The organism is Streptomyces sp. NPDC088354 (genome assembly GCF_044753585.1).
Classification (GTDB): domain Bacteria; phylum Actinomycetota; class Actinomycetes; order Streptomycetales; family Streptomycetaceae; genus Actinacidiphila.
Map to the genome: position 1 here is coordinate 1 of NZ_JBIVNJ010000038.1, position 26,374 is coordinate 26,374.

General features: G+C 70.2%; 15 protein-coding genes and 2 pseudogenes. 5 read left to right on the top strand and 12 right to left on the bottom strand.

The genetic code is table 11. The features are described 5' to 3' along the window. Positions 1–197 precede the first annotated feature (197 nt). The 4 genes and pseudogenes from ACIP98_RS34560 (at position 198) to ACIP98_RS34575 (ending at position 9,647) form a co-directional block, all read left to right on the top strand. Positions 198–560 (top strand): HIT domain-containing protein, encoded by a 363-nt coding sequence (locus tag ACIP98_RS34560; RefSeq protein WP_319660967.1) that lies wholly within the window; start codon positions 198–200, stop codon positions 558–560. 959 nt (positions 561–1,519) lie between these two features. Beyond that, positions 1,520–2,029 (top strand): annotated as a pseudogene (locus ACIP98_RS34565) (S8 family serine peptidase); the annotation flags it as partial. Between the two features lie 367 nt (positions 2,030–2,396). After that, positions 2,397–5,201: a kelch repeat-containing protein gene (locus ACIP98_RS34570; RefSeq protein ID WP_401979900.1), complete on the top strand. Its 2,805-nt coding sequence runs from the start codon at positions 2,397–2,399 to the stop codon at positions 5,199–5,201. A 756-nt stretch (positions 5,202–5,957) separates the two neighbouring features. After that, entirely contained in the window at positions 5,958–9,647 is a 3,690-nt protein-coding gene (locus tag ACIP98_RS34575; RefSeq protein ID WP_401979901.1) for a S8 family peptidase, read from the top strand. Between the two features lie 202 nt (positions 9,648–9,849). Here the strand turns inward: ACIP98_RS34575 and ACIP98_RS34580 are convergent, their stop codons facing one another. The 11 genes from ACIP98_RS34580 to ACIP98_RS34630 form a co-directional block, all read right to left on the bottom strand. Next, a complete protein-coding gene (locus ACIP98_RS34580) occupies positions 9,850–11,424 on the bottom strand; it encodes an aldehyde dehydrogenase family protein (protein ID WP_401979902.1) in 1,575 nt (524 codons plus the stop codon). Between the two features lie 14 nt (positions 11,425–11,438). Continuing rightward, the gene (locus tag ACIP98_RS34585) at positions 11,439–12,818 is read right to left on the bottom strand and encodes an AMP-binding protein (RefSeq protein ID WP_319660972.1); all 1,380 of its coding nucleotides are present in this window, start codon (positions 12,816–12,818) and stop codon (positions 11,439–11,441) included. A gap of 79 nt (positions 12,819–12,897) precedes the next feature. Beyond that, positions 12,898–14,013, bottom strand: a complete 1,116-nt coding sequence (locus tag ACIP98_RS34590; RefSeq protein WP_319660973.1) for a GNAT family N-acetyltransferase — start codon at positions 14,011–14,013, stop codon at positions 12,898–12,900. Positions 14,014–14,083: 70 nt separating this feature from the next. Then, on the bottom strand, positions 14,084–14,998 hold the full coding sequence (locus tag ACIP98_RS34595; RefSeq protein WP_319660974.1) for an EamA family transporter: 915 nt from the start codon (positions 14,996–14,998) through the stop codon (positions 14,084–14,086). A gap of 49 nt (positions 14,999–15,047) precedes the next feature. After that, entirely contained in the window at positions 15,048–16,013 is a 966-nt protein-coding gene (locus ACIP98_RS34600) for a cysteine synthase family protein (RefSeq protein ID WP_319660975.1), read from the bottom strand. A gap of 132 nt (positions 16,014–16,145) precedes the next feature. Further along, complete coding sequence (locus ACIP98_RS34605; protein WP_319660976.1) at positions 16,146–16,874, bottom strand: TauD/TfdA family dioxygenase; 729 nt, start codon at positions 16,872–16,874, stop codon at positions 16,146–16,148. 9 nt (positions 16,875–16,883) lie between these two features. Continuing rightward, positions 16,884–17,591 (bottom strand): TauD/TfdA family dioxygenase, encoded by a 708-nt coding sequence (locus tag ACIP98_RS34610; RefSeq protein WP_319660977.1) that lies wholly within the window; start codon positions 17,589–17,591, stop codon positions 16,884–16,886. Between the two features lie 50 nt (positions 17,592–17,641). After that, positions 17,642–19,036 (bottom strand): L-lysine 6-transaminase, encoded by a 1,395-nt coding sequence (gene lat, locus ACIP98_RS34615; RefSeq protein WP_401979906.1) that lies wholly within the window; start codon positions 19,034–19,036, stop codon positions 17,642–17,644. A 395-nt stretch (positions 19,037–19,431) separates the two neighbouring features. Further along, the gene (locus ACIP98_RS34620) at positions 19,432–20,742 is read right to left on the bottom strand and encodes an aldehyde dehydrogenase family protein (protein ID WP_401979909.1); all 1,311 of its coding nucleotides are present in this window, start codon (positions 20,740–20,742) and stop codon (positions 19,432–19,434) included. A 256-nt stretch (positions 20,743–20,998) separates the two neighbouring features. Continuing rightward, positions 20,999–22,207, bottom strand: a complete 1,209-nt coding sequence (locus tag ACIP98_RS34625) for a PP2C family protein-serine/threonine phosphatase (protein ID WP_401979980.1) — start codon at positions 22,205–22,207, stop codon at positions 20,999–21,001. Between the two features lie 693 nt (positions 22,208–22,900). Further along, positions 22,901–23,131 (bottom strand): hypothetical protein, encoded by a 231-nt coding sequence (locus ACIP98_RS34630; protein WP_319660982.1) that lies wholly within the window; start codon positions 23,129–23,131, stop codon positions 22,901–22,903. Positions 23,132–23,614: 483 nt separating this feature from the next. Here ACIP98_RS34630 and ACIP98_RS34635 point away from each other — a divergent pair, with 483 nt between their 5' ends. After that, positions 23,615–25,441 (top strand): thiamine pyrophosphate-requiring protein, encoded by a 1,827-nt coding sequence (locus tag ACIP98_RS34635; protein WP_401979911.1) that lies wholly within the window; start codon positions 23,615–23,617, stop codon positions 25,439–25,441. 158 nt (positions 25,442–25,599) lie between these two features. Here ACIP98_RS34635 and ACIP98_RS34640 read toward each other — a convergent pair. Further along, a pseudogene (locus ACIP98_RS34640) lies at positions 25,600–26,164 on the bottom strand (endonuclease). Positions 26,165–26,374: the final 210 nt, after the last annotated feature.

A 26,374-nucleotide genomic window follows, 5' to 3' on the forward strand; every position in this document is an offset into this window, starting at 1 on the left:
GTCCTCCCAGCTCGTCGTCGATCTTCACGTACAGTGCGGTCAAGAGGGTGTTCAGGTCTTGCGTCACAACATGATCTTGAACACCCTCTGTTCATGCCTGATCGTCGGCCCAGCACATAGGACTTACTCGTCTAGATGGGACTGCCCGTCAGTACCCTATGAGGCATTGGTTCCCACGCGTGAGGATGTGGCATCCGGTGAGCACCCCTGCGGTTTCCGACTTCTACTGCGACCAAGCGCTCTCCGGACTCACGCCCGTCACAGTGGTGGCGGAGACAGAGACGGTGCTCGCCTTCGAGCACACGCGACCGTCCCATCCCGTCCACATCGTGGTGGTACCCAAGGCGCACGTCCCTTCGCTCGCGGATCTCGGCGAGGAGGGCCCGGTGCTGCTGACCGACGTCATGATGGTGGTCGGCGAGGTCGCGGCGAAGGTCTCCGCCCAGTACGGCGCTTGTGCTGTGATCACCAATCTTGGCCGGTATCAGGAGTCGCAGCACTTCCATGTCCACGTCACCTACCGAGGTGATGACGACCGGCCGCACCCCGAGGGCTGCTGAGCCACGACTGCCTCTGAGGGACGGGGTCTGGCCGTGAGCGGTCGACGATGAGCTGGATCGTCGGTCCCCTCACCGCGGTCCGTCGAATCCGGTTCCGTCAGCCGCCCCCATTGAGGGCCCGCACGCTGACGGAATCGATCGCGCACCGGGACGAGTCCACCTGGGACGGCGTCCCAGGCGCCGGCGCGGTCATCGCGCCGTCGCCGCGGGACGAGCCGGGTCGAGAATCCGGCAACCCACCCCCGGGGGTTGGCGCCTGCTCGAAGTGGCCTCGAAGGACACGTGCGAACAGCCCCCAGTGGCCCGATCAGGCCTGCGCGCCGTATTGACAGCCATCTGCAGTGGATCACTAATGGAGCCCGCAGTGAATGGATTCATTCGGCCCGCTGTCTGCACAGCGGATCAGGTGTCACCGGCCAGACGGGAACGATTACTTGCTCATATCACGAAAGCTCACGCGATGCGGGCGGCACAGAGTTACGGCGGTCCTGACGGTGCTGAGCCTTGCGGTGCTCACCATGCTGGGGACGCAGGCGTCGGCCGCCGCACAGACGCCGACCGGCGCGACGCGCCCGGTGGCGGACACCGCCAGGGACAACGGCCTGTCCACGGAGCCCTCCTGCTCCACGCCGAAGAGGAATGAATTCGCTTGTTTCGCCCTGCGCCGCACGGACCTCGCGGTCGCCAGTCGGGCGGCGGAGCCGGCCGGATACGGCGCCGGGGACCTGCGGAGCGCCTATGACCTGCCGTCCAACGGCGGCAGGGGCCAGACCGTCGCCGTGGTCGCCGCGTACGACGACCCCACCGCCGAGCAGGACTTAGCGGTGTACCGGCAGCAGTACGGACTGCCGGCCTGCACGACCGACAACGGCTGCTTCCGCAAGGTCGACCAGCGCGGCGGCAGCGACTACCCCCAGCCCGATCCCGAATGGGCGGGCGAGATCTCGCTGGACCTGGACATGGTCTCGGCCGTGGCACCGAACGCGCGCATCCTCCTGGTCGAGGCCGACAGCGCCGACCGCGAGAACCTCGGGGCCGCGGTCGACCAGGCCGTCGCGCTCGGCGCCAAGTTCGTCTCCAACTCCTACGGTTCGTATTACGACAGTTATCCCGGGGGCGGTGAGGACCCCGCCGAGACCACCGACACGCACTACGACCACCCCGGTGTCGCCATGGTCGTCGCGTCGGGCGACCTGAACTACGGGGTCCCCTATCCCGCCGCCTCCCCGTACGTCACCTCGGTCGGCGGCACCTCCCTCGCACGGGACCCGAGCGCTCCGCGCGGCTGGTCGGAGTCGGTTTGGAGCAACGGGAACGACGGCACCGGCTCGGGCTGCTCCGCCTACCAGGCGAAACCGGCCTTCCAGAAGGACACCGGCTGCCCCCGGCGTACCGTCGCGGACGTCTCGGCCGTCGCCGATCCGGCAACCGGGGTGGCGGTGTACCAGACCTACGGGCAGAGCGGCTGGCAGGTCTACGGAGGGACGAGCGCGGCCACGCCGATCATCGCCGGGGTCTACGCGGCCGCCGGAACGCCGGCGGCCGACAGCTACCCCAACTCCTACCCCTACGCCGCCGACAGCGGCCTCAACGATGTGACCAGTGGGTCCAACGGCGAGTGCGACCCGTCCTATCTGTGCACCGCGGGGCCGGGATACGACGGGCCGACCGGACTCGGCACTCCACGCGGCCTGGGCGCGTTCCGCGGCGGACCGCGCGGGGCGGTCTCCGGGACGGTGACGGACTCCGAGACGGGCGAGCCGCTGGCCGGTGCCGCGATATCGGGCGGTGACGTCGTGGTGCACTCCGACGCCTCGGGGGGCCTACACGCTGTCTTTGCCGGCCGGAACCTACGACATCGACGTCGAGGCCTTCGGCTACGCGACCATATCCACACCAGAGGTTGTGATCGCCGACGGGGCCGCGCTGACGAGGAGCTACGCGCTTCACACGGTGCCCAGCCGCACGATCACGGGGAAGGTCACCGACGGTTCCGGGCACGGCTGGCCGCTCTACGCCAAGATCGTCGTGGACGGCTCGCCCGGTGGCCCGGTGTGGACCGACCCCACCACCGGCGTGTACAGCGTCACGCTCCCCCAGAACCGTGCGCACACCCTGCGGATCACCACCTCCCTCCCCGGCTACGAGGAGGTCGCCCGGCACCTCGCTGCCGGCACGTCGGCGCAGAGGCTCGACATCCCGGTACCCGCCGACGTCTGGTCGGCCGGCGCCCCCACCTACGCGCCGCGGCTGACCGGCCCGACGCAGGAGTTCACCTCCACCGACTCCGCGCCCGAGGGCTGGTCGGTCGTCAACGCCGAAGGTACCCAGGGCGGCTGGGCGTTCGACGATCCCGGATCGCGGCCCAACACCACCGGAGGCGACGGCGGTTTCGCGGTCGTGGACAGCGACCACTACGGCTACCCGGCCACCCAGGACTCCAGCATGGTCAGTCCGCGGTTCGACTTCACCGGCGTCGCGGCCCCCGAGCTGGCCTTCGACACCGACCTCGTGCCCTTCCTCGGTCAGACCGCCGACCTCGACGCCAGCACCGACGACGGCAGGACCTGGAAGAACGTCCGTTCCCTGACCGACGACGCGGCCGGCCCGACGCACCTCGACGTGCCCCTGGCCGCGTACGCGGGCAAGCCCTCGGTCAGACTGCGCTTCCACTACACCGCCTCGTACGCCCTGTGGTGGGCCGTGGACAACGTCGTCATCGGAGGCCGGGAACTCACCCCCGCACCGTCCGGACTGATCACCGGAACCGTCACCGACGCCAACACCGGGACGGGGCTGGCATCCGCCGCCGTCACCGCCCGCGACGAGCCGGGCCTGAGCACGATCACGGCGGCGACACCCGACGACCCGAACCTCGGCGACGGCTTCTTCACGCTCACCGCGCCTCTGGGCCGGCACGCCCTCACGGCATCGACACCGCGCTACACCGAGCGGACCAGGACGGTCACGGCCCGCGCCGACACCGTCGTCGCCTCGTCGTGGAAACTCGCGGCGGGTCAACTGTCCCTGACGACCGACCCGATCGAGGCGACCGCGATCCTGGGCAAGAGAGCGACGCACCAACTGACCGTCACCAACACCGGAGGCGCGCAGGCCACCTTGACGGTGGCGGAACGGGCGGGCTCCGGCGGCACCGACCAGGGCGCACCTCTCCACCGCGTCACCCAGCGCCTGCTCCCGTCGTCCGGCACCGACGGCCACTCCGCGCAGATCGACGGCCGCACGACGCGGACCGCCGGGCGCGCGGCCGCCCCTGCCGCGGCCGGGCCCTCGGGTGACGCATGGAAGCCCGTCGCCGACCTGCCCACGGCCATCATGGACAACGCCGTCGACACCTACGACGGCAAGGTCTACTCGGCCTACGGGTACGACGGCGAGGACGACACCGGCGACCTGTACCGTCTCACCCCGGACACGGGAACCTGGACCCGGCTCACCTCGTCCCCGCACCCGCGCCGCGCGCCCGCCCACGGTTTCATCGACGGCAAGTTCTACGCCGCCGGCGGCTGGGGCAGCAGCACGGGGGGCATCGACCCGGGCCTGGACATCTACGACCCAGTCCGCAACACCTGGAACAGCGGCGCGAAGGCACCCAAGGCCTACGCCGGATCGGGAAGCACCGTCCTGGACGGCAAGCTGTACACGATCGGCGGTTGCGCGGCCACAAGCTGCGGCACGACCGACGCATCCGTCTACGACCCCCGGGCCAACCGCTGGTCGGAGATCGCCCCGTACCCGGAGCCCATCGCCTGGCAGTCCTGCGCCGCCATCGGAACCAGGATCTACTGCGCGGGCGGGGAGAGCGGAGGCGCCGTCGCCGTGTCCTCCGCGTACGTCTACAACCCCGCGACGGACACGTGGTCGGCGCTGCCCGACATGCCGATCCCGCTGTGGGGGGCGGCGTGCACCGCGGCCAACGGACTGCTGCTGATCTCCAGCGGAGTGACCGACGACAGTCAGCTCACGAACCAGGGCTTCGCCCTCGACCCCGCTACCGCCACGTGGGACGCCCTGCCCCACGCCAACACGAGCACGTTCAGGAGCGGCGGCGCGACGGGCTTCTACAAGGTCGGCGGCACGGTCGACGCCTACGAGCTCTCCCCCACCACCACCGTCGAGCTCCTGCCCGGCTACGACTGGGTGGGACTGTCGGAGGTCAGCTGGCTCGGCGAGTCCACCAAGAAGATCACCCTGGCCCCCGGTCAGAAGGCGCAGCTCACGCTCACCCTCGACACCACGGCGCTGGAGGTCGCACAGCCCAGCGACTTCGGCGCCCGGCTCGCACTGTTCACCGACACCCCCTACGCCCTGCCCGACATCCCCGTCTCCCTGCACGTCAGCCCGCCGAGAACGTGGGGCAACATCAGCGGAACGATCCTCGGGGCGACCGCCACGGGAGGCACGGCCCCTCTGCCCGGCGCGACCGTGCAGATCGACAGCTGGGCCGGCTCCCACACGCTCACGACGCGTCCGGACGGCACCTTCGGGCTGTGGCTCGACACCCGTGACAACCCGCTGACCGTCATCGTCGCCAAGGACGGCTACCGGCCGACCGTGGCCACGGTGCGGCTCCAGAAGGCAGTCACCGTCACTCACAACGTCACTCTGAAGCGGTCGTAGCGGCCGCGGCCTTGGCACGTCGGCGCTCTTGCGCCCGCAAGCGCGTCATGCCGACGGTCCGCCGAACCTCCCCCCAGGGGGCGGTCGGCGGACCTCGGCCGTACCGCCGCCGCTCCGTGTCCTGCTGACGCGCATACGCCGGCGTCACGTGATCGTGCCCGGCCGATCACGCGAACGACGAGGCCCTGCTCACGATCCGCAAGCCATGGGCCCGTCATGATGGTGGGATGTAAATTCCCCGAGTCCATTCGGTTGCCTGTCAATTCCCACTGACAGCGTGTGAGACGGCCACAACCCAGCCATCGAGGCTCCCATGAGAAGGTACGGGAGGGTTGCGAATCGAGTGCGGGGCGAGCACAACCTGCACAGTCGTGACGAAAAGGGACGGTGTCCCTGACATAACTTCCGGAACAATCCGACATCAGGGGTGACCTGCCTGCGCGGGCCACTGGTAGAAGCGTGGTGTCATCGGTCGTGCCACGCCCGGAAACAACGTCGACTACATGTCAACTTGGTGTGAATTCAGGCAACTCGAGCCCAGTACATTACTCCGCGCAGGGCTGATCTCTTCAGCCGTTCATCAACTCCGGAGTTACTGTGAGGCTCTCCCATCCCCGAAGACATGCGATGTATGCGGGCGTCGCTCTTCTCGTCGCTCTAGTGCCGCCTGTCACGGCCCACAGTGCTGCTGCTCTCACGCAATCGCCCACAGCGCCGACGGCCCCGAGCGACAGCACGCCCCACGCGCCGGCCACGGTGACACTGATCACGGGCGACAAGGTGACGGTGACTCCCGGAGCCGCCGGGACGGCTCCCGAGGTGAGCGTCAAGCGCGCACCGGGTGCGACGGGTTCGGTCCGCGTGTCCACCGAGGGCACGGGCACCTACGTGTACCCCGAGGAGGCCACGACCTACATTGCGGCCGGTCGGCTCGACAAGGAGCTCTTCAACGTCACCCAGCTCATATCCCAGGGCTATGACGACAAGCACACCAGTGAACTCCCGCTGATCCTCACCCACACAAAGGATTCAGCCACCCTCGCGGACGGTGCCGCGAAGAGCAGGACCACCCAGCCCGACGCAGCGCTTCCGGGCACCGAGACCACGCTGAACCTCCCCGCCGTCCACGGCGAAGCGGTCCGCACCCACCGGTCGAAGGCTGCCGCCTTCTGGTCGGCTCTCACCGGTCCGGCCCGGCACCAGGCCAAGCCGTCGACGGACCGGGACAGCGGCACGCCGGACACCGCGGTGGCGCCGCCCTTCACCGCGGGCGTCGACCAGGTCTGGCTCGACGGCCAGGCAAAGGCCACCCTCGCCGACTCCACGGCGCAGATCGGGGCCCCGGCTGTCTGGGCTGCCGGCGGCACCGGCGCCGGGGTCCGCGTCGCCGTTCTCGACACGGGCATCGACGCCGAGCACCCCGACTTCGCGAAGCGCATCGTGGCGTCCCGGAGTTTCATTCCGGGCGAGAGCACCGCTGACGTCCAAGGGCACGGCACCCACACCGCTTCGACCGTCGCGGGGACCGGCGCCGCGTCCGGCGGCACCGAACGGGGAGTCGCCCCCGAGGCCGATCTGCTGGTGGGCAAGGTCCTCAACAACCAGGGGTACGGGCAGGACTCCTGGATCATCGCCGGCATGGAGTGGGCGGCACGGACCGAGCACGCCAAGGTGATCAGCATGAGCCTCGGCGACTCGACCCGGCACGGCCAGAACGATCCGGTCAGCCAGGCACTGAACAAGCTGACCGCCGAGACGGGCGCACTCTTCGTCGTGGCCGCGGGCAACGGAGGACCCGGCCCCTACACCCTGGGAGCGCCGGGGACCGCGGACGCCGCGCTCACCGTCGGTGCGGTCGACCAGTCCGACGTGCTCGCCCCGTTCTCCAGCGCCGGGCCGCGTCTGCTCGACGACGCTCTCAAGCCCGACATCACCGCGCCCGGTGTGGGTGTGCTGGCAGCGCGCTCGCACTACCTCAACGACGGGAGCGAGGGCTATTACCGGTACCTCGACGGCACCTCCATGGCGACTCCGCACGTCGCCGGGGCCGCTGCTCTGCTGGCGCAGAAGCATCCCGAGTGGACCGCGCAGGACATCAAGAACACCTTGATGAGCACCAGCATGCGGACCCCCGACTACACCCCCTACCAGGCCGGCACCGGCCGGGTGGCGCTGCCCTCCGCCTACGACGCCGAGGCCTTCGCCACCGGGTCGGTGGACGCGGGACTGGTCCCCTGGTCGTCCACGGCGGACCGCCGGCCGATCTCACGCACGATCACCTACACCAACGTCACGGGCAGTCCCCTCAAGCTGGATCTCTCCGTCGACGCGGGCAGCTCTCCCGCGAAGGCCTTCGCGCTGGGCGCCGCCCATGTCACCGTGCCGGCGCACGGGACCGCGCAGGCCGAGCTTGTGGTGGACCCGAAGGGGCTCTCCCCGGGTCAGTACTCCGCGCAGGTCATGGCGAGCGGCCGCGGTCCGGCCGGCCGCGTCACCGTGCACACGGTTGCGGGTGTCTCCGTCGAACCCGAGAAGCACAACCTCACCATCAAGCTGAAGGACCGCTCCGGCCGGCCCATGAGCGGTGCGGTTCTGATCACGGGTGACAACGGTGCCGACTCCAGTGTGTACGTACCCGAGGACGGGACGCTCACCAGCCGCTGGATCCCCGGCACGTACACGGTCCGCAGCTACGCGGACGTGCAGGGCCTGCACGGGCCCCACTCGCTGGGAGAGGCCGTGCTGGTCGATCCGGAGGTCGATCTGACGTCCGACCGGACGGTGGTGCTCGACGCCTCGCAGGCCCGCCAGGTGAAGGTGGCGACACCCAAGCCGACCGCCGTCGTCCAGAGCAGGATCGACGTCTGGCGCTCCTTCACCTCGACCGAGCCCGACCCGGCCGCCGAGGACATGTTCGACGCGGTGTTCCCCCCTGTCGCCTACGACAGCCTGTGGGCCCTGCCGACCAAGGGCAAGGTGAAGAAGGGCAGTTTCGCGTTCGGCACCAGGTTCCGCGCGGAGCAGACGCCACTGGCGGTGTCGTACGGCGGACATCACCTCGACGACGCGCTGCTGCAACCCGGCACCAAGGCGCTGCCTGACGGCACCTCCCACCTGGACGCCGTCTTCGCCGGCGACGGTTCGCGGGCCGACTACGCCGGTCTGTCGGCACGCGGCAAGGCCGTGGTCGTCCGCCTCGGCGACGTGGTCTCCACGGACCAGGAAGCGGCGGCCGCAGAGGCCGGCGCCGCGATGCTCGTGGTCGTCAACAGGGAATCCGGCCGCCTGGGCGACCTGTGGTACGGCAAGCCGGACTTCACGACGACCGGGCCGGTCCCGGTCGCGTCGGTGACCCTGGACGAGGGCGAGGAGCTGATCAAGGAGATCTCCAAGGCCGGCAAGAAGCAGGTGAAACTGGCGGTGGAGGTCCACGCCACGCCCGAATACCTGTACGACCTGGCCGACTACCACATCGGCGCGGTGCCCGAGGATCCCTCCGCCGACACCGATCCCCGCGACCTCGCCCGGATCGACCTGGACTTCGCGCTGGCTCCCGGTCAGGCCGGCGTCGAGAAGCGGAACGACTATCCCCCGTACCAGTTCCCGGGCGAGTCCTCGCTCCAGTGGCCGGGCACCGTGCACCTTCCGTTCCCGTCGGCTCCGGTCGTCGCGGGGACGCGCACCGACTGGGTCTCCGGCAACGGTGTCCGGTGGCAGCAGTTCGCCGCGGTGAACTCGTACACGACGCACACCGACACGGTGACCTTCACGCCGGGCAGCAAGCAGGAGGACCGTTGGTTCGGTCCCGTCACCCGGCCGCGCCTGCTCAGCGACGACGTTCTGCACCGCTTCCCGGACGGGGGGTTCGGCGCCGACATCGACGGAGGCGGTGACGCGGGATCCGCGCACAACGGCGCGTCCACCCACTTGACCGCGTTGTACCAGGGCGACCGGAAACTGGCCGAGACCCCCTTCCCCAGCCTCAACGTCGGCGACGTGGCACCGGAGAGGCTTCCGTACCGGCTGGTCGTCGACACCACCGGCGACCCGGCAGGCGGCCCCTACTCCTCCACCACCCACACCGAGTGGCGCTTCACCTCCGGCGCGGTCACCGAATCGCAGGCGATCCCCCTGGTCCAGCTGGACTACACGACGGACCTCGACCTTCAGGGCCGGGCGAAGCGCAAGACGGACATCGCCATCGAGCCCACGGTGGTCGGCGGATCCACCGCGAAGGACGCGGTCTCCTCGGTCCTGCTCGACGTCTCCTACGACGACGGAAAGACCTGGCACGCGCAGAAGCTGAAGGAGAAGAAGGGAGCGTGGCAGGCGTCGCTGACCGCGCCCTCCGCAGCGGAGTACGTGTCGCTCCGGGTCACCGCCGCCGGGCAGCAGGGTGGCGGTGTCACTCAGACCATCACCCGGGCCTTCGGCCTCAAACCGTGAGGAAGGCGAGGTGAGGCTGAACTGAGGGGCCCGTCGGCCGGACCCGAGGGGAGGGGCTGAATGGCCCCTCCCCTCCCCCTCCCTCCCCGACACCGGAGGCCGGCGAAGCTGGACCGACCGCGAGAACGGCAGAGCCCTGCTGTCCGATCCGGCGGCTACGGGCCCCCGACCTGGTGCCGGGCCGGCACCTTCACCGCCCCGGTCACGGAAGGAGAAAGCCCGGCTCGCCGCGCAGCTGTGCCGTGTCCATCTGCGCCTTCTGCAGTCCTCCCGACCAGTCCCAGTTCACCGCCTGCCAGCGGGTGAACTGGTCCAGGACCCACATGCCGGACTGCCGTGAGCCGTTGCCGGAACGCCCGTTCCCGCCGAACGGCAGATGAGCCTCCGCGCCCGAGGTGGTGTTGTTGACGCTGACCATGCCGGAGCGTATGGCGCCGCTGAAGCGGAACGCGGTGGCGGCGTCCCGTGTGTAGATCGCGGAGGACAGACCGTAGCCGGGCAGCTCGGCGAGCTCGACCGCCTCGTCGAGGGTGCGGAAGGTGGTCACACCGACCAGCGGTCCGAAGGTCTCCTCCGTGAAGAGCCGGTCGTCGGGCAGGACTCCGTCGACGATCACCGGGTGGTAGTACAGGCCCCGGGAGGGGTCACCGCGGAAGCCGGACCGGGGGGCCGCGGCGGTGATCCGGCCGGTGGCGGTCGAACCGAGGACCCGGTGGGCGTCGCGGATCCAGCCCAGATGCTCCTCGTGGTTGCGGGCGAACCGGTCGTCCATCAGCGGGCCGTAGAGCACGTCACCGTCGGCCGGGTCACCGATCACCGCGTCCTGGGCGGCCTGTGAGAAGCGCTCCAGGAAGGCGTCGTGGACGTCCTCGTGGACGATCACCGTCCCGAGCGATGTGCAGCGCTGGCCGGCCGTGCCGAAGCCGGAGAACAGGGCACCGTGCACCGCCAGGTCGAGGTCGGCGTCGGCGCACACCACCATGGGGTTCTTGCCGCCCAACTCCAGGCAGGGCGACTGCAGATGGCGGCCGCACAGCTCGCCGATCCGGGTGCCGACCGCGCTCGAGCCGGTGAAGCCGACCTTCTGCACCCTGCCCGCCGCCAACGCCCGCTCCAGCCCGGCGAAGGTTTCCCGCCCGTCGGCCAGCACGAGATTCAGCACGCCCTGCGGCAGCCCGGCCTTCTCACAGAGCGTGAACAGCGCGTGGGCGCTCGCGGAGGCGTATTCGGCCGGTTTCCAGACCACCGTGTTGCCGGTGAGCAGCGCCGGGACCAGGTACCAGGACGGGACGGCGACCGGGAAGTTGCCCGCGGTGATCACCAGCGCCGTGCCCAGCGGCCGGCGGTAGGTCGCCAGGTGCTTGTCCGGCATCTCGGAGGGCACCGTCTGGCCGTACAGGCGGCGCCCTTCCCCGAGGAAGAAGTCGCAGGTGTCGATGATCTCCTGGACCTCTCCGAGCGACTCCCGGTACGGTTTGCCGACCTCGCGGGTGACCAGGGCCGCCAGTGCCTCCTTGTTCTGTTCCACCAGGCGTCCGAGGGCGGCCACCACCCTGCCGCGCACCGGCGCCGGGACGGCGGCCCAGGCGGGCTGGGCCTCGTTGGCGGACGCGAACGCCGCGTCGAGGATCCGGGCGTCCGCCAGCTGGACGAAGGCCACCGTCCGGTCGGTGCGCGACGGGTCCACCGACGCGTACAGCCGCGGGTCGTGGCCGTGCGTGGACAGCGGCTTGCCGCCGACGACGGAGGTGATCTCGGGCGTTGTCACGTCCAGCATCCCTTCGGTGGTCCTCAATGGTTGTCCTGGGCCGGCGCTGACAGCGGGACGACCCGCTTGATCTTGCCGCTGGCGCGGTCCGGGAGCAGCGCGTCGACCCGTTCGCAGCCGACGCGGACGTCCCGCAGCCCCGCCTCGCCGGAGACCAGCTCGGTGACCCGGTCACGCACCCGGCGCTCCAGTACCGTCCACCGCGCGCCCTCGGCGGGTTCGCAGCGCACCAGCAGCCGGTCCGGCGCGATCTGGACGACCTGGTACTGCCGCAGCCCCTCCACGGCCAGCGTCCACAGGGGCAGTTCGGGCATCCGGGCGCGGCCGGTCCGCGTGCGGATCTCCAACGTCTGTGTGTCTCGGCCGAGAGGGAAGGTGAGTCGGGTGCGGGTGTCGTCGGCCCACGCGGCGACGTCGCCGATGCGGTAGCGCACCAGCGGGAGGGTGCGGCGGTAGAGGGTCGTGACCACCACGCGCCCCGGAACGCCGGGGGCGGTCACGGGGGTGCCGGCCGTGTCGAGCAGTTCGACATGGTGGAGGTCGTCGTAGAGCGACAGGCTGTCGTCGCAGGGGTCCTCCTGGTAGCCCAGGGGGCCGGTCTCCACGGTCGAGTAGCTGTTGTGCGGGGGGCGCCCCCAGTGCCGGGCTATGCCGGCGCGCTGTTCGGGTTGCAGCGCTTCGCCCACGCTGAGCAGGTGCGTGCCCGGCAGCGCGGTGCCGGCGGACGAGGCCAGTTCGCCCAGTGCGTGCAGCTGGTGGGGGCGGGTGAGGAGCACGTCGGGGCGGACGTCGTCCACGGTCTTCAGCAGTTGCTCGGGCTCGGCGAACACGTCGGCGAGCACGGTCTCCAGCGCTCCCCCCAGGTAGTACATCCAGGCGTTGCCGCCGTTGTGCCGGTCCAGCAGGCCGACGTAGAGCAGTGACCGGGCGTCGGGGCGCTCCGCCCGTACGGCGCGGTGCAGGAACGCCTCCACCGTCCGGCCGAAGTCCTCCACGGTGTAGACCACCGGCAGCGGCCGGCCGCTGCTGCCGGAGGAGGTGAAGACCAGGTGGTCGTCGTCGTAGCGGCTGCCGAGCCGGAACGGTGCCGCCGCGAAGGCCGCGGCGCTCGCGGCGGTCACCGGCAGCCCGTCGGCGAACGCGTCGAAGTGCCCGGCCAGGAACGTCTTGTCGAGCACGGGCGGTCCTTCGCCGGTGTGACTGTCCCACAGCCGGGCGTATCCGGGATTGGCGGTGCGCAGCCCCGCGGCCAGCGCTTCGGCGGCCGCGGCGTTGGCCGCGCGGCGGTCGGCCGGGCCGGCCGGCAGCGCGGCACGGTGGGCCCGTTGCCGCCGGAAGCCCTCCGCGATCCGCGGATCCTGCGTCGTCGGGGCCGGTGTCGGCGTGGGTGCGGCACTGCTCACGCTGTTCCCCTCTCCGTTCGCGTCTGCGCCCGCCGGACGCCGGTCGTGCTGCCCCGCGGCTCTCACCGGGGGCGCCGGTTCACCCGATGCCCAGGAGTGTCCGCGGCGGTTGCGGCAGGCCGACGGCCGTCAGCTCCGCGCGGGCGTGGGTGTCGATCCGGTCGACCCAGTCGGCCAGGGCCGGGCGCAGTTCCTCGGTTCCGGTCGCGGCGGCGTACACGGGCCGCAGTGAGCAGCCGTACTTGCGCTTGATGTAGTACGTGCTGCGGCCGAAGTTGACGATGCGGCGCCTGTTCTCGACGGCATAGCGCACCAGTTGGGAGTACAGGTAGTTGTACTGGCCGTACCGCGGGAGCGAGTCGTAGTCGAGTCCGATGCTCCAGGGCGCGAGCTCACCGCCGGCGTCCAGGGCGAGGCAGGCCAGGACGGGGCGCCCACCGCCGTACACGGTGAAGACCACCGCGGCCGGCCCGAGGCGGTCCATGACGGTGCGCAGGAACTGCTCGTCGAAGAAGAGGGGGCTTCCGTGGTGCTCGGCCGTGCTGCGGATCAGCGCGGCCATGGCGGTGGTGTCGGCGCCGCCGCGTTCGACCGTGCACACCGCTCCGGCCGCCTCACTGCGCTGCATCGACTTGCGGATGTTCTTGCGTTTGCTGCTGGGCAGCCAGTCCAGGTACTCCTCGAAGCTGTCCCAGCGGACGGGCAGCATGTTGGTGCAGGACAGCAGCCCGGTCGCCCAGCCGCGGTCCCGCAGCTCACCGAGGAGCGGGGCATCGCCCGGCACCAGCGGCAGGAGCACCGCCGGTGCCCGGCCCGGCAGTCCGATCACGTCGCCCATCGCGTCCAGCACCGCCGCCCGGTGGGCGGCGGTGCCCAGGATCTCGCTGCTCTGCGCGTACAGACTGTGCCCGACGAGCAGGGCGGTTCCCGCGATGCCGGCGTCGACGTACCTGCTGCGGAACATCTCCAGCTTGGGGCACGACTCGGTGTGCAGCAGCGGCGCGACCGCATGCGGCAGCCCGTCCGGGCCGGTGACCACCGCGTGCCGGGGCGCCGCCCGCACCATGTCCGCGTCCTCGATGGCGGCGAGCCACTCGTGGCGGTGGAAGACGGACCCGCCATGGCGTTCGACGAGCGCGTTCCACGCCGCGGCCGGCACCTCACGGACGCTGTCCACAAACCGTACGTCGGGCATCGGTCTCCAACGGGCCGGGTCCGCCGCGAACGGCGGACCGTCTTGTCGGCGCTGTCGGTTCAGCCGCCGCTCACGGGGTGCTGCTGTCGAGTTCCGCGGGCGTCTCCACCCTGCCCCGCTCGGCGAGCCAGGTGGTCACCTTCGGGGCGAGGGCGATCACCGCGACCCCGAGCAGCACGCAGAGCACTCCCAGGGCCTGCAGCGCGGTGAGCTTCTCCCCGAGCACCAGCCACCCGGACACCAGGCTGACCACGGGGACGAGGAGGGAGAACGGAGCGGTGCGGGACGGCCCGACCTGCTGGATCAGGCGGTACCACAGGAAGTTGCCCAGACCGGTGGCCAGCAGCGCGATGTAGAGGATCGCTCCCGCGGTCTTCGCGGACATGTGGATCACGGCGTCGTTCTGGCCGTGCTCGAAGATGCCCGAGAGCAGCAGCATCGGGGGGATGACCGACACGGACTGCCACACCGTCATCCTCCAGGCGGACAGGCTTCCGGCCTTCTTGAGGACGATGTTCGACGTCGCCCAGCCGAGGGCACCGAGCAGCACCCACAGGACACCGCCGAGCGGGGCGTTGCCGCCCCCCGACAGCGCGATGGCCAGCAGTCCGCCGCCGCCGAGCAGCAGCCCGCACCACTGCGGGCCGGTGAACGATTCGTTCAGCACCATGCGGGCCAGGATGATGGTGAACAGTGCCTGAGCCTGGATGAGTGTCCCCGCCATGCCCGCGCCCACCCCGGCCTTGAGGCCGAGGAAGAGGCCGGAGAACTGCACCACTCCGTACAGCAGGCCCACGGCCACGATGTACCGCCAGGGCAGGCCGCCCCGCCGTGTGAAGGGCAGGAAGAACAGGGCGACGACTCCGTAGCGTAGTGCCACCAGCAGGAAGGGCGGCAGGCCCTGGACGGCCTCGTCCGCCACCACGAAGTTGAATCCCCAGATGAGCGGGACGAGGAGGGCCAGGCTCAGGTTGCGCAGACTCATGCGTGCTTGCTCTCTCACATGTCGGGGGCCGGGGAGGCGACGGAACGCCTCAGAGGACGGACGGATACAGGTCGGTGGAGATGTACTTCAGGCCGGTGTCGACCGCGGGGACCACGATGACGGGGTCGCCTCCGTGCTCCCCGGCCCACTGAAGCGCGGCGGCCACGTTCGCCCCGGTGGAGGTGCCGGCGAAGATGCCCTCCTCCAGCGCCAGCCGGCGGGCGAAGGCTCGGGCGTCGGCCTCGTCGACCGTCAGCGCGGCGTCGTAGAGCTCCCGCCTCAGCAGCGGCGGCACGAACCCGAGGGCGATGCCCTCGATGCCGTGGGTACCGGGCTCGCCGCCGGCGATGACGGCCGAGGTGGAGGGCTCGACGACGCCGACGAACGTCGACGGGTCGTGCCCCTTGAGCACGTGGGCCACGCCCATCACGCAGCCGGCGGTGCCCACGGAGGCGATGAAGGCGTCGATGCGGCCGTCCGTCTGTTCCAGGATCTCGCGCCCCATCGTGCGCTGGCCGACCGCGTTGTCCGGGTTGTTGAACTGGTCGGTCCAGTAGGTGTCGCCCTCCTCGGCGAGCTGCCGGGTGCGCTCGATGATCCGCGGCATCAGATCCGGGGTGATCTTGCCGCCGACGCTGGGCTCGATGACGACCTCGGCTCCGAGCGAGGTGATGGTGCGGATCTTCTCCTCGCTGAAGGCGTCGGAGGTCACGATCCGCAGCCGGTAGCCCTTGACCGCGCAGACGAACCCGAGTGAGGATCCGGTGCTGCCGCCGGTGTACTCCACGATGGTGGTCTTGCCCGGCTCGATGCGGCCGCGGCGCTCCGCCTCCTCGATCATGGCGAGCGCCATCCGGTCCTTGTAGCTGCCGGTGGGGTTGAAGTACTCCAGCTTCATCAGGACGGTCGCGCGCAGCCCTCGAGTGAGCCGGCGGAGCGGAACCAGCGGAGTGTTCCCGATGGACTGCAGCGCGGTGGGCAGGGCGGGGCGAACCGGGAGGGTGGTGTCGGTCATCTGGACTCCCTCATCGTGGTGTCGGCCGTGGGCGGCGGGTCTTGCCGGGATGTCGTCACATGAGCGCGCCCCGCGGGGTTCGGCGGGGAGGGTGCGCAGCCGCAGCGTCCCGTGGCTGCGCACCGGCACGGTTCAGTTCTCGTCGAGCCACACCCGGCGGAGCAGGCGCCTGCGGTCGCTGTAGCCCGTGCGGGAGTGGGTCATGCGGTGGTTGTCCCAGATCAGCAGCGACTGGGGCTCGTACCGGACGGCGACGTGGTGCTCGTCGAAGAACTCGACCCCGCGCTCGTGCACGGACTTCAGCAGCGTGTCGTCATCGATGCGCACGTTGTTGATGCTGAACCGGACGATCGGCGGCCGGCCCTCCCGCAGTTCCATAAAGGGGTGCAAGCCGGTGCGGCCGAGCTGCATGTCCTTCACACCGTCGCTGGAGAAGTAGGTGTGCCGCCGGCTCGTCAGGACGTCGCGTTCCTCGTCGGTGAGCGTCTCCACGAAGCCGTACATGTCGGCGAGGGTGGTGTGACCGCCCTCGTCCTCGTTCGGCACCAGGCACCACAGCGCCAGGTACTTGGGCGGCCTGCCCGGGTACTCGTAGCACTCGGTGTGCGGGAACAGGGGGTTGGTGTTGAGCGAGTGGTAGACGTTGGCGTACCGGTCCTTGGCCTCGATGGACCAGATCAGCTCGCCGTCGTACTGCGGCATGAGCGGGCCGATCTGCTGCAGGAAGCCGACGTGGTCGAAGCCCTCCGGGATGCCGTTGACATAGGCGTACCCGTTCGTGTCCAGCAGGCCGCGCAGGGCTTCGGCGGTGAGCAGGTCGTACGACAGATGGCTGCGGACCTCGTGCTGTGCGGTCGTCATCGGAAACTCCTACTGCTCGGCGATCCAGACCCGGCGCAGGTGGCGCTCAGGGTCGCTGAAGGCGTTACGGGAGTGCAGAATCCGGTGGTTGTCCCAGATCAACAGCGACCTGGGGGTGAAATCGATCTCCGCCTTGTTCTTCTCGAAGAACTCCTGCAGCCTGTGGCCGACGTCCTGGCAGAACGCGTCGGCGTCGGCGATGCACTGGCAGGTGAACCGCAGGATCGGTTCCCGCCCGGGACGCTCCTCGAGCACCGGATGCTCCGCCGACAGGCCCAGCTTCATCTGCTGCAGCCCGGCCGAGGAGACGTAGTGGTACGTGCGGTTGCGCAGCAGTTCCCGCTCTTCCTCGGCCAGCGTGTCCAGGAACGCCCGGCCGTCGGCCAACGTGGTCTGGCCGCCCGGATCGGAGTTGGGTACCAGGCACCAGAGCGCCAGGTACTTCGGCGGCGTCTCCTGCCACTCGTAGCACTCCGTGTGCGGTGTCAGCCGCTTGGTGTTGAGCGAGTGGTAGACGTCGTCGAAACCCGGTTCGGCCTTGATCGACCAGACCTTCTGGCCGTCGTACTGGGGCAGCAGGGGGCCCAGGAACTCGCCGAGGAACGCGGCATGGTCGAAGCCCTCGGGGATGCCGTCCACGTAGACGCTGCCGTGCTCGGACAGTTCGGCGGCGAGGCCGCCGGGATCAAGGCTGTCGAAGCCTATGCGTCGGGGCATGAAAGCGACCTGCGTCACTGCGTACCTCCGGATGAGTAACGACAAGGGGGTCAGGAGAGTTGTCCGACCGGAGCACGCAGCTCGGCCACCGCGGCACTGACGGCGTCCAGCCCGCGGTCGATCTCCTCCGCCGTCACGTTGAGCGCGGGACGAAAACGCAGTCCCCGCTCCCCGCACGGCAGCACCAGCACCTGGTGGCGCCGGTAGAGGTCCTCGATCAGCTGGTCCCGGCAGGCTGCGTGCGGCAGGTCGAACGCACACATCAGGCCGCGGCCCCTGACATTGCTCATCACGTCCGGGTGCTCGCCCGCGATCGCCCGCAGACCGGACACCAGCCTGGCGCCGGTCACGGCGGCGGAGAGGATGAGCTGTTCCTTCTCGATCACCTCGAAGATACGGGTGGCCCGCACCATGTCGGCCAGGTTGCCGCCCCACGTGGACGAGATCCGCGACGAGGTGCGGAAAACGTTGTCGGGTACCTCGTCCACACGCCGGCCGCCCATGACCCCGCAGACCTGGGTCCGCTTGCCGAAGGCCACCAGATCGGGCTGCAGGCCCAGTTGCTGGTAAGCCCAGGCCGAGCCGGTGAGTCCGCAGCCGGTCTGCACCTCGTCCACCACGAAGAGCGCGTCGTTGCGCCGGCACATCTCCTGCATGGCGGACAGGAACGCCGCACGCATGTGCCGGTCGCCTCCCTCCCCCTGGATCGGCTCGGCGATGAAGCACGCCACACGCCACCGCGGGTCGGCGAACGCGGCCTCGGCCTCCGCCAGCGCGGTCGCCTCGGCCTCGGCCAGCGCGGCGGAGGACCGGGCGTCCTGCGGGAACGTCACCGCCGGGGTGGTGATCCGCGGCCAGTCGAACTTGGGGAAGAGGTCCGTCTTGCGCGGGTCGGTGTTGGTGAGCGAGAGCGTGTACCCGCTGCGGCCGTGGAAGGCACCGGTGAGGTGCATGGCGACGAGGGGTGGCGAGTTGTCGCCCTCCTTGACCCCGAGCCGCTGCGCCTTCCAGTCGAAGGCGACCTTGAGTGCGTTCTCCACCGCCAGGGCCCCGCCGTCGATGAAGAACAGGTGCGGCAGGTCGGGGTCACCGAGCAGGCGGTAGAAAGCCTCGACGAACTGTGCGTACTGGACCGTGTAGATGTCCGCGTTGCTGGGCTTGTTGACCGCGGCGCGGCCCAGCCGCACGACGAATTCGTCGTCCCTGAGTCCCGGGTGATTCATCCCGAGAGGGGCGGTGGAAAAGAACGAGAAGAAGTCCAGGTACTTCGTGCCGGTCAAGCCGTCGAGCAAATAGCTTCCGCGACTGTCCTCGACGTCGAGAACCATGCTGTAACCGTCGAGGAGCATATGGCGACCGAGGGTCGATAAGGCATCGTCTGCATGCACAGGATCAACACTCCAAGCATCTCGGATGAACCGCGTCTTCCGTGAAGGAACACCCACTGGGCAAATGAATGCCCACAGGGATAGTGCGCTGTTCTCTGGTGCCTGCCCGCGAGTGGTACGACCTCGTCAAGTCCCGGCAGTCTAACGGACGTTGAGGCTGGCATGCAAGATCAACCGTGAATGAAAAAGCGCGGCGGCACGATGGGGAATCGGAACAGAACCGACCGGTTGTTGTATACATGCAGCGTGCACGAGTGTGCCCGCTTTCGCGGTGCGCGTTCGTTGTCCGAATTCATTCGGTGAGGTGGCCGGGTTACGGTGCCCGACAACACCGCCGACCGCCGGTCGGCAAAGGAAACACAGCCGTCTTCCGGACGACACATGAAACATGGCGCCGTCTTCATGCCGGCACAGGAAACACACCGCAGCGCTCCGCCCTCAGCCCTCAGCCCTCAGGACGGGAGGCGCCCCGTGGACCCCGCACCGGCGGAGCCCACGAGCGCAGCGAGACGTTCGCTCGGGACGACGACGTACTGCCTCAGGGAAAGGTCGCGGAAGGTCACCGGCCCGCGAGGGCCCGGCACCCGGTCGATGTTGATACCGGTCTCGGGCAAGCGCAGCAGCTTGGAGCCGTCGAGGAGCCGGGTGGTGCAGTTGAAGAAGACCCCGGAGCCGGCGTAGGAGTTGATGAACTCCGCCGCGGCGGCCGGGTCCTCGGTCGCGACAGCCGCCGCGAGCCCGGAGGTCTCCTCGTTCGCGATCCGGGCCGCGTCCAGCGGTCCGGCCGCGGCGTCGATGGTCACGGTCCCCGAGCGGTCGGGGTCGAGGGACCACTCGTACCCGCGCTGGTGCGAGTGCGGGGGCAGCGAGGCCGCGATGCCCAGGCCGTCCAGGGTCTTGAGGACGCCGGGCAGCATCGACTCGTAGACGGACCGGTCGATGAGCAGGAGGTTGAGCCGGTTGCAGACCCCCAGGCGGTCGAGGCTTTCCGCGATGAGCTCGTGGACCACCTTCTCGTCCGCTGCCGCGCCCACGTACAGCACCCCACCGCCGTCGGCGTGCGCGAGCGTGCGGACACCGTGCCGGGCGGCCTCGCGACCGAGGTCGCGGGTGCTGTCGCCGCTGCCGCGGAGGATCACCAGCGGGATGAACTCGGGTGCGCGCACCAGCTCGTACGCCGCCGCGCGGTCCTCGCTGGGGACGAGCTGGATGGCCGCCGGATCCAGGCCGACCTTGTCGAGGGCCGGGGCGATCACCTGGTCCACCAGCGCGCGCCCGGAGCGCAGTGCGGCCGAACCGGTACGCAGCACGCCCGCGTTGCGCGACTTGAGGAACTGGGAGGCGATGTCCACGGTCACGTTCGGGCGCGCCTCGAAGTTCGCGCCGATGACACCGACCGGGCGGCGCCGCTCCATCAGGGTGAGACCGTCGGGGCGCTCTTCGACCACCCTGTCCAACGGCTCGTGCGGTACGTCCGCGAGGGCGAGCAGCTCCGTGGCCATGGTGCGCAGGCGCGGGGCATCGAGCCGGAGCCGGTCCTGGAGCGCCGGGGACATGCCGTTGGCCACGGCAGCGTCGAGGTCCTGCGCGTTCGCGGCGACGAGCGCCGGCTGGACCGACTCGATCCGGCGGGCCATTTCACGCAACGCCGCGTCGATGGTCGCGTCCGAGGCCCGGGCGAGCGCGGGGGACGCCTCCAGCGCCCCGGCAGCGCAGGCGCGCACCGCGGCGGCAGCGGGACCATGGTCATGATGGCTCGTCAACGCGGTCAGCCTCTCGCGCACGGACGGTCAGATTGCGTGGACCCACCGTAGCATCCGGGAGGGTCGCCGACGGCCGCGGCAGGCGGCCCTGCGAGCTGTGTCCACATGGACAACGTCGCCCGGAAAACGGGGAGTTGGGCCGTCTCCCGTACCCGCGCAAGGACCCCGCGGGTGCAGATCGCGAGGTTGACGCGGTGCCCTTCCGGTCCCCTCGGCGAGAGCCCCGAATCCGGCACCGCCCAGGAAAGCTCGCTGATCACGGCTGATGCTTCCTGCGGCCGGCCGAGGCCTGCTGAGTGTCCGCGCCGGAGCTGACGTGCCGCTGGGTCTCCTGGGGGCCGTGCCAGTCCAGGCACATCACGGTGGCATCGTCTTCGAGCCGGCCGTCGGCGGCGTCCCGGACCGCGGACGTCAGCGTCAGCGCGGTCTCCCGCGGATGCAGGTCCCGGGTGCGCTCCAACAAGGCGGGCAGGTCGACCTTCTGCCCCTGATGTTCGAGCATGCCGTCGGTCAGCATGAGCAGACGGTCGCCGGGGCGCAGATCGAGCTCCTGAACCCGGTAGGCGTGCGGCACGTGCACGGACAGTCCGAAGGGATGGTCCACCTCGCAGGTGACCACCTCTGCGACCCCCTTGCGCACGCGCAGTGGCCAGGGGTGTCCGGCGTTGACGAGCTGGGCCCGACCGGTGTGGAGGTCGATCCGCAGGATCTGCCCGGTGGCGTGACCGTGGCCGTGGTCGCCCAGGGCCTGGTCGGCCCGACGGGCCTGCTCGGCCAGGTCGGCACCCGCACGGCGGGCACCGCGCAGGGCGCCCACCAGCACCGTGGCGGCCAGCGCGGCGCCGATGTCGTGACCCATGGGGTCGGTCACCGACAGGTGCAGGGTGTCCCGGTCGACGGTGTAGTCGAAGGTGTCGCCACTGAGATCTTCGGAGGGCTCCAGACTCCCGCACAGGGTGAACTGCGCGGCCTCGCACGACAGCGACGGGGGCAGCAGCTGATACTGGATCTCCGCTGCCAGGGTGGGGGGCCTGGTGCGTTTGCCCCAGGTGTAGAAATCGGTGAAGCGCCCGTTGGCGATCACCACATAGGCCAGGACATGGGCGGCTTCCCCGACCGCGTGAAGGACATCGTCGCCGGAGGCGGTCGGCATGAGCAGTTCCAGCAGCCCGATGGCGTCCCCGCGGTTGGTGACCGGCACGATCACCCGCTGCCCCCGGCCCGTCACCTCCTGGTACAGCCGCTGGGTACGGATCACCTCCTCGTAGACGCTCCCGAACAGAGGGATCCGTTCCGCTTCCCGCTCGCCCCCCGCTGCCCCGGCGGTGGACAGCCGGGCCACCGCCTTCCCCGTCAGGTCCACGATGAGGAAGGAGACCTTCGTCGCCTGAAAGCGCCGCCGCAGGCTCTCCGCGACCACGTCGACGGCATCCGCCGGCGCCGCTGTCTCCGCCGCCGTCAGCAGCCGGGAAACTCCACTCTCGCCACCGGTCACGGCCGGCCCCTTCCACCACCCCTCTCACCAGCTTGGCCACCTCAGCGGTGAGCGTCAATCCGTGCCCGCTCACGGTAAAGATCGGCACAGTGACCTCCGCCGCTCCCATGGGCACCAACGGCAACAGAGCCGGCTCTACGCGGAAGCACTACGCGTAGAGCCGCGAGGCGAGGAGGGCCGCTGCGGATGGTGACCCGTGGCCGTACCCCGGCCCAGGTGCGCGGCTGGGCACGGCGGGCACGGCCCACGGACCGCATCCCGCCGGTCACGACCTCGCGCAGCGCCCCTCCGTGTCCGGTCGGCCGGCAACGGTGAGGACGCGGACCCGGCGGCGGGGTGAGTTCGCCGACAGCCGGCCAATACACCGCGAGTCGCTGTCGTCGAGGGCTCTACCGGACGAAGACCGCTTCGACGGCGACCGTGGTGCGGCCTCTGATCATCCCCATTCGGTTCCAGTCCATCCCGAACCGAGCACGGTCGATCCGCGTCTCGACTCTCAGGGTCACCGCATCGCGCGTCACCGTCGCCGACATCCTGTCCCAACTTGCGGTCAGCTCGCGAGGTGAGGCGGCGGCGTTCTTCCATTCGGCTGCGGCGGTATGAGACGTCGTCTTCGGGCTCCCGGGACGGGTGCCTCCGGCGGTCTCTTGCGTCCTCAGGTGATCAGCCGGTCTTGCCCCCGCTGGTACGAAGCTGCCGCAGCCGGGCGATGAGCAGCTGGATGACCGGAGTCCTGTCCCGGTGTTCGCGTTCGTACCGCAGTACCTTCTCCGCTCCGTCCCGGTCCAGCTCGCCCACCCGGTCCTCGACCGAGATCCGCGGCAGGTGCTTGTAGTCGGCTATCGGAAGGTCTTGCGTCACCGTCGCCGGAGCCATGTCATCAGGCAGATCCACCGAAGTCACTCCTCACTGTCTCCAACTCGGCTTCCCGCCGAACGGGGCACAAAACAGCCCGAGCGGCTTCATGGGTGCCAGGAGGCGGCCGGCCCATCTTCCGGTTGAGGAGCGGGCGGACGGCCTTAGGTCGGCACTGCCCGGGGCACCCGCGCCGGCAGTCCTGGGCGGGCTCGCCGCTCCCGGGAACGTTAGGGACTTCGGTGGCCGGGCACGCGTGCCCCAGGGGCACGAGGCCCGTCCGGTCGGCGGCGGAAGGCGGCATGCATGGCGCGAGGCTCGGGGTCCCCAGCGGACAGCGGGCCGGCGCGGACGCTGCCGGGTCCGAGCGCATGCCGTGCAAGCACGCCGACGGTCCGCGTGGCGTTCCCGCGGTGAGAACAGCGGCCGGGCCCCGTCCGCGGTTGCCGCGGCGGGACGGCCGGCTGCCGGCCGCCGCGGCGGTCAGGAAAGCCGGACAGACAGACCAGGAAGGGAAACCCCGTGTCGATCAAGGTCTCGGACTTCGTCCTGCAGCGCCTGCGGGAGTGGGATGTGGAGCATGTCTTCGCCTATCCCGGTGACGGCATCAACGGGCTGCTCGCCGCCTGGGGCCGGGCGGATAACAAGCCGGTCTTCGTGCAGGCCCGGCACGAGGAGATGGCCGCCTTCCAGGCGGTCGGGTACGCCAAGTTCTCCGGCCGGGTGGGCGTCTGCGCGGCCACGTCCGGGCCCGGGGCCATCCACTTGCTCAACGGGCTCTACGACGCGAAGCTCGACCACGTTCCCGTGGTGGCGATCGTGGGCCAGACCAACCGCAGCGCCATGGGCGGCTCCTACCAGCAGGAAGTCGACCTGCACAGCCTCTTCAAGGACGTCGCGTCCGACTTCGTCGAGACGGTGACCGTCCCCGAGCAGCTGCCCAATGTCATCGACCGGGCGATGCGCACGGCCCAGGCCAAGCGCACGGTCACCGCGGTGATCATCCCGGCGGACGTCCAGGAACTCGACTACTCCCCTCCGCAGCACGCGTTCAAGATGGTGCCGTCCAGCCTCGGCATGTCCTCCTCCGCCCCCGTGCCGGACGACGCCCACCTGGCGCGGGCCGCCGAGGTGCTCAACGCCGGCGAGAAGGTCGCCGTCCTCGTGGGCCAGGGCGCGCGCGGAGCGCGGGCCGAGGTGGAGCAGTTGGCCGACACTCTGGGTGCCGGCGTGGCCAAGGCGCTGCTCGGCAAGGACGCCCTGTCCGACGAGCTGCCCTACGTGACGGGTGCCATCGGCCTGCTCGGCACCCGGCCGAGCTATGAGCTGATGCGGGACTGCGACACCTTGCTGGTGATCGGCTCCAGCTTCCCGTACTCGCAGTTCCTGCCGGAGTTCGGGAAGGCCCGGGCGGTGCAGATCGACATCGACCCGTTCATGATCGGCCTGCGCTACCCCTTCGAGGTCAACCTCGTCGGCGATGCCCGGCGCACCCTCGCACGGCTGCTGCCGATGCTGGAACGCAAGGAGCACGGCGACTGGCGGAAGAAGATCGAGAAGGACACGGCACGCTGGTGGGAGGTCATGCAGCGGCGCGCCGCCGTCGCGGCCGATCCGATCAACCCCGAGTACGTCGTGCACGCCCTGGACAGCCTGCTGCCGGACGACGTGATCCTGGCCGCCGACTCCGGCTCCGCGGCCAACTGGTACGCCCGCCACCTGCGGATGCGCGGCTCCATGCGCGGTTCCCTGTCCGGCACGCTGGCCACCATGGGGCCGGGCGTCCCGTATGTGATCGGCGCCAAGTTCGCCCACCCGGACCGGCCCGCGATCGCCCTCGTCGGGGACGGCGCGATGCAGATGAACGGAATGGCCGAACTGATCACGGCAGCCAAGTACCACGAGGGATGGTCCGACCCACGCATGGTCGTGGCCGTCCTCAACAACGGCGATCTCAACCAGGTCACCTGGGAGATGCGCGCCATGTCCGGCGCTCCGCAATTCCTGCCCTCCCAGTCCCTGCCGGACGTGGCCTACGCGGACTTCGCCCGCTCCATCGGGCTGGACGGCATCCGCGTGGAGAAGCCCGGCGACGTCGAGGGCGCCTGGCGGCAGGCACTGGCAGCGGACCGTCCGTTCGTCCTGGACTTCCGCACCGACCCCGCGGTGCCCCCGATCCCGCCGCACGCCACGCTGGACCAGATCGAGGCCGCGGCCGCTTCCGTCCTGAAGGTCGACTCCGACCGCACCGCCATGGTCCGGCAGGGCTTCAAGGCGAAGGTGCAGGAAATGCTCCCCGGCCACAAGCACCGGGAGCAGGACGAGCACGCGGACCGCGAAGGACGATGACCCCTTCCGTCGAGGTGCGCACTGTCGCGATCCCCGCCCACCACCGCGTTCGGGGGTGACGGCACTCCGGGCCGATAGCGGCGACGTCGGCCGTGGCGCACAACGCCCCGCATGGCCGCGCCCGGAGATACGGACAGGGTGTCCCTGCGCCCCCTCGTTCAGCCGCGCGCCTCCGCCACCTCGTCGACGACCCGCCGGTCGAGTGCCGCCCGGACCAGTGCCGCCGCGAAGGCCGCGTGAGCCTCCCGGGGCACCAGTTCGGCCAGTGCCTCAGGCTGCTGGGGCAGGCCCAGTCCCCGCGCGCCGTCGATCGCCTTGCCGTCGAGCAGGGGACCCACCTCCGGCCATACGGACTGCACCTCGCGGAGGCAGATGTCGACCCCGACCGGGCCGAACTGCGGGATCCGGCGCAGGGCGCGGCGCAACTCGTCCGGGTCCCTGCCCGCCTCGTCGCGCAAGCGGCGCAGGTCTCCGCCGTAGCGGTCGAGTAGCCGTTGCGCGCCCTTGCCGACCCTTGCCGCGGTTGGTTCGTAGCGGCGGTAGTGGCCCTTGCCGAGCGCGTCCACCCGCTGCTGCCAGGTCGCCTCGTGCCTCCGGCGATAGTCCCGCATACCGGCCGCGAAGCGTTCGCGCGGCCGCGGTGGCAACCGAGGCCTTGATCCTGGCACTGAGCAGGCAGGCCGCCACCAGCGCCTGATAGAGCGGCTGCGGGGTGTTCTTCATCGTGATGCCCGCGTCCTGGGCGTAGGTGTGGCCCTCGGCCTCCAAAAGGGCCTCGACCGTTGCCGGTCCTTCGCCATGTCGCGCTGCGTGGTCCCGGCCATCTGCGATCACCTTCTCCGGGCGGCGGGAGAGTGCGACTGTCCGGTGCGGTGGGGACCGAGTGCGCCGCACACCAAGCCATGGGCAGCCCGTGGGTCCATGATCCTCTGG